We start from the raw sequence: 4207 nt of genomic DNA, 5'->3' as shown, positions 1-4207 counted from the left end.
ATGGGCCTTAGACAAGCCACATCGTCCCTGGTCAGAGGGGCATTCGTGCGTTAGGACCCGCTACCGGCGACGATTTCCGACGGTGAATCGAGGCTGAAGGCCGGCCAGGTAGAGGCCGGTCGGTTGCCCTCCGGTGACTCGTTCGGTCGCCCCGCTGATCTCTGACCACGTTCGGCATGCCGCCGCGTGGTCGGGCCGGTCGGACACCCAGGGCCGCCGTGGGTGAACAGCCCCTCGGCACAGCGGCGCGCCAAGCATCTTCGGGGAGCGGAACCCGGAAGCGCTGTTCATCGCGGCCAGACCGCAGGTCGGGGATGAGCGTCGGCGGGTGGGTCATCGGGTGAGTTCTCGCGCCCGGAATCCGCTCGGATGCCCGTCCCGTGCCCTCCCGGTCCTGATTCCCGCCCCGCCGCTGAGCCGGCCACCCACCCGTCTGGTACGGGGCACGGAGAGAGGGGCACCGGCCACGGGCCCTGCTGCTGTGTCCGAGGAGGGACACAGCGCTTGCGCACCTGCCGGTGCCGGCACGGAGGTACCGGTCAGCCGTAGACGTCGGCGCGGTGCGAGATGCGCACGACCCTGACGAGGACCTCGTCGTCGTGGATCGAGTAGACGACGCAGTACTGGCCCCGTCGCGCGGACCGGTAGCCCGCGAGCTCGAAGCGCAGCGGCTTCCCGACGCGGTACGGGTCCGCAGCCAGCGGTCCGTAGAGGAAGTCGACGACCGCGACAGCCACCCGCTCGGGGAGGTCTCGCTCGATGGCCCGCTTGGCCGCCGCCGAGAGGACGACGGTATGGCGACGAGGGCCGGTCACCGCCGGCGGGCCGCCAGTGCGGCCCGCACCTCGGCCTCGCCGTAGACCTCACCGGCGGCCATCGCTTCCTCGGCCTGCCTGATGTCGGAGCGTGCTCGGGGATCGGACAGGATCTCCAGGGTCTCCATCAGGGACTCGTAGTCCTCGACGGCGAGGATGACCGCGACCGGGCTGCCGTTCCGGGTGACGGTGACGCGCTCGTGCGTGCCGGCGACCTCGTCGATCACCTGGCTGAAGTGTGCCTTGACCGCGGCCAGCGACTGGGTCGCCATGACCAGAATCATGGTCAGCCCGCTAGCTGCGGTCAAGCAGCTCCGTCGTGGCTCTGGCGAGACCTGCGCCCACCACCGGCTCAGTTCGGCGGCGGAGACGATGGGGACAGTGGCGTCCACCAAGGTGGTGTGCGACGGCCCCGGTGAGCAGTGACCCTGCACGTGAAGGCGGCCACCGCGTGATCTTCTGGATACCTTCCACAGCCCCAGGAGTTCAACGCGATGACCGCTCCGAGCAGTATCGACCCTGCCCGCTTTCTGGACGAGCAGCTGGCCCAGGCCAGCCCTGATCTGCTGCGCCAGATGCTCACCACGTCTATCAACACCCTCATGTCCGCCGAGGCCGATGCGGTCTGCGGTGCGGAGTACGGCGCCCGCTCGTCCGAGCGCACCAACGTGCGCAACGGCTACCGGCACCGGGACTTCGACACCCGCGCCGGCACGCTGGACGTGGCGATCCCCAAGCTGCGGTCGCGCTCGTACTTCCCGGACTGGCTGCTCGAGCGCCGCCGGCGGGCGGAGCGGGCGCTGACCACCGTGGTCGCCACCTGCTACCTGCTCGGCGTGAGCACCCGGCGGATGGAGAAGCTGGTGGAGTCCCTGGGCATCACCCGGCTGAGCAAGTCGCAGGTGAGCGAGATGGCCAAGGAGCTCGACGCGCAGGTCGCCGACTTCCGGCACCGCCCACTCGATGCCGGGCCCTACACGTTCGTGGCCGCCGACGCCCTGGTGCTCAAGGTCCGCGAGGGCGGCCGGGTGGTGAACGTGCACGCCCTGGTGGCGACCGGGGTGAACGCCGACGGGCACCGGGAGATCCTCGGCCTGCAGGTCACCTCCGCCGAGGACGGCGCCGGCTGGCTCGGGTCCTTCCGCGACCTGACCGCCCGCGGCCTGACCGGCGTGCAGCTGGTCACCTCCGACGCGCACGCCGGGCTGGTCAGCGCGATCGGGGCCACCCTGCCCGGCGCCGGGTGGCAACGGTGCAGGACGCATTACGCCGCGAACCTGATGGCGGCCACACCGAAGGCGTCCTGGCCGTGGGTGCGCGCGCTGCTGCACTCGGTCTACGAACAACCCGACGCCGCCTCCGTGCACGCCCAGTTCGACCGGGTCCTCGAGGCGCTGACCGGCAAGCTCCGCAAGGTGGCCGCCCACCTCGAGGACGCGCGGGCTGACGTGCTCGCGTTCACCGCGTTCCCCAAGGAGGTGTGGCGCCAGATCTGGTCCAACAACCCCTCCGAGCGGCTCAACCGGGAGATCCGCCGGCGCACCGACGTGGTCGGCATCTTCCCCGACCGCGACGCTCTGATCCGCCTGGTCGGCGCCGTGCTCGCCGAGCAGCACGACGAGTGGACCGAAGGCCGCCGCTACCTCGGCCTCGACGTGCTGGCCCGCTGCCGCCTCCAGCCGGTCGATGACGCCAACCCCGACAAGGAGGTGACCAGCCAGCCGACCATCCCGGCGCTCAGCGCCTGACCCAACAGGAAAATCACGCGGTAGCCGTCACACACCACCCCAGCGGGCTTGACCCTCGCAGCATCACGCTGCGAGCCCGTAGGGTTGTGCACGGCTCGTGGACCTCGCGATTGGGTTGTCTCAGCAACACCCATCTCAGCAAGGACACGGGCCCTCGACGTCTCCGGGTCACACTCACCGTCGCCGGCTCATGTTCCACCCTTCACCAGGAACCCGCGAAGAGCCGGTTCGGTACCGCACGGGCAGTCCACTTGGGTCCGAGCACCGCGCCAGCTCGGCCTAGGGCCTGTCCTGGGGATCTTGTGTGGGCGTGTGTGGCTTGTCCGGGGCCGCCCTACGCCGGCCGACGTCAGACCGGGCTGGGTGCTGTGAACGCGCGCCGCGTGCTGCTGTGTTCTGCTGAACGCAGCCCGCCGTCGCGCCCGGGCGCGGCAGCGGGTTAGGTCCCGCGTGTGTCGACGCCGCACGCGGGGCCGCCTTGTGCAGAGGACTTCCCGGGCGAGCTTGGCCCGTGCCAGGGTGCGTTGTGAGCACTCCGGGCGGTGAGAATCCGACTCAGCTGGGGCAGCCCTCGGCGCAGGACACCGGCACGACCGCTGCTCTGGACGAGCTGGCCCGACGACTGGCCGAGGCCGCGCGTGGATTGCAGAAGCAGCTCGATCCTCAGCAGGTGTTGGACCGCGTCGTGAGCCTGGCGGTGGCGATGGTGCCCGGTGCCGACGAGGCCACGATCACCATGGTCCGCGCACGTCGCCACGTCTATTCAGCGGCGGCCACGGGCGACCTGGCCGCCTGGTTCGACGTCGTCCAGAACGAGACCGGAGAGGGGCCCTGCCTGGACGCCATGTGGAACCAGCAGACGGTCCGGGTGAACGACCTGGCCGCCGACCCCCGTTGGCCCGTCCTCGGCCCCCGCGCCGGAGAGCGCGGAGTGGGCAGCATGCTGTGCCTGCAACTGTTCGTTCACGAGGACACGTTGGGCGCGCTGGACCTGCTGGCCCATGAGAAGTCGGCCTTCACCGACGAGTCCGAGCACATCGGGTTGCTGCTGGCCAGCCACGCCGCCGTCGCCGTCGCGGGCGCCCAGAAGTTGGAACACGCGGCCATGGCCTTGGTGAATCGGGACATGATCGGGCAGGCCAAGGGCATCCTGATGGAGAGGTTCAAGATCACTGCGGAACAGGCGTTCGACGTGCTGGCCAAGGTCAGCCAGGACACCAACCGCAAGGTCTACGCGGTCGCCGAGGACCTCACCCGCACAGGGGCGCTCGACCGCTGACCTGCCGTGGTCAAGATCCCCAGGACACGCTCTAGGGCCTGTCCCGCGGATCATGTGCTGAGCCAGAGCACTGCGCTGACCAGCAGCAGCGTGGCGCGGTAGTAGGCAGCGCGCTTGGCGTAGCGGGTGGCCAGGGCGCGGAACTGCTTGAGCCGGTTAAAGCAGCGTTCCACGACGTTGCGCTGCTTGTAGCGGTCACGGTCGAAGGCCGGTGGTCGTCCACCGGCCGAGCCCCGGTCTCGCCGGCGCGCCTGCTGGTCACGCTTTTCGGGAATGGTGTGCCCGATGCCGCGTCGGCGCAGCGCCCGACGGGTCGAGGGATGGGAGTAGGCCTTGTCGGCGATCAGGTGATCGGGGCGCTTGCG

General features: G+C 70.1%; 5 protein-coding genes. 2 read left to right on the top strand and 3 right to left on the bottom strand.

Going from position 1 to position 4207, the window contains the following annotated elements; all coding sequences use genetic code 11:
• Positions 1-539: 539 nt before the first annotated feature.
• Both BUB17_RS24890 and BUB17_RS24885 read right to left on the bottom strand, forming a co-directional pair.
• A complete protein-coding gene (locus tag BUB17_RS24890; RefSeq protein ID WP_072921488.1) occupies positions 540-815 on the bottom strand; it encodes a type II toxin-antitoxin system RelE family toxin in 276 nt (91 codons plus the stop codon).
• Positions 812-1123 carry a type II toxin-antitoxin system Phd/YefM family antitoxin gene (locus tag BUB17_RS24885; RefSeq protein WP_244277476.1) on the bottom strand — a complete coding sequence of 104 codons (312 nt, stop codon included), beginning with the start codon at positions 1121-1123 and terminating at the stop codon, positions 812-814. The genes BUB17_RS24890 and BUB17_RS24885 overlap by 4 nt, the downstream gene beginning before the upstream one ends.
• 186 nt (positions 1124-1309) lie before the next feature.
• Between BUB17_RS24885 and BUB17_RS24880 the strand changes: the two genes are divergently transcribed.
• Together BUB17_RS24880 and BUB17_RS24875 are read left to right on the top strand one after the other, a co-directional pair.
• On the top strand, positions 1310-2563 hold the full coding sequence (locus tag BUB17_RS24880) for an IS256 family transposase (protein ID WP_072921483.1): 1254 nt from the start codon (positions 1310-1312) through the stop codon (positions 2561-2563).
• Between the two features lie 526 nt (positions 2564-3089).
• Complete coding sequence (locus BUB17_RS24875; RefSeq protein ID WP_083606600.1) at positions 3090-3842, top strand: GAF and ANTAR domain-containing protein; 753 nt, start codon at positions 3090-3092, stop codon at positions 3840-3842.
• Between the two features lie 50 nt (positions 3843-3892).
• Here BUB17_RS24875 and BUB17_RS24870 read toward each other — a convergent pair.
• The coding region (locus tag BUB17_RS24870) for a transposase (RefSeq protein WP_141243208.1) at positions 3893-4207 on the bottom strand (315 nt) is incomplete at its 5' end.

It is taken from the genome of Geodermatophilus obscurus (assembly GCF_900143215.1).
In the GTDB taxonomy this organism is placed as follows: Bacteria; Actinomycetota; Actinomycetes; order Mycobacteriales; family Geodermatophilaceae; genus Geodermatophilus; species Geodermatophilus obscurus_A.
This window is presented reverse-complemented; position numbering and strand designations above follow the sequence as displayed.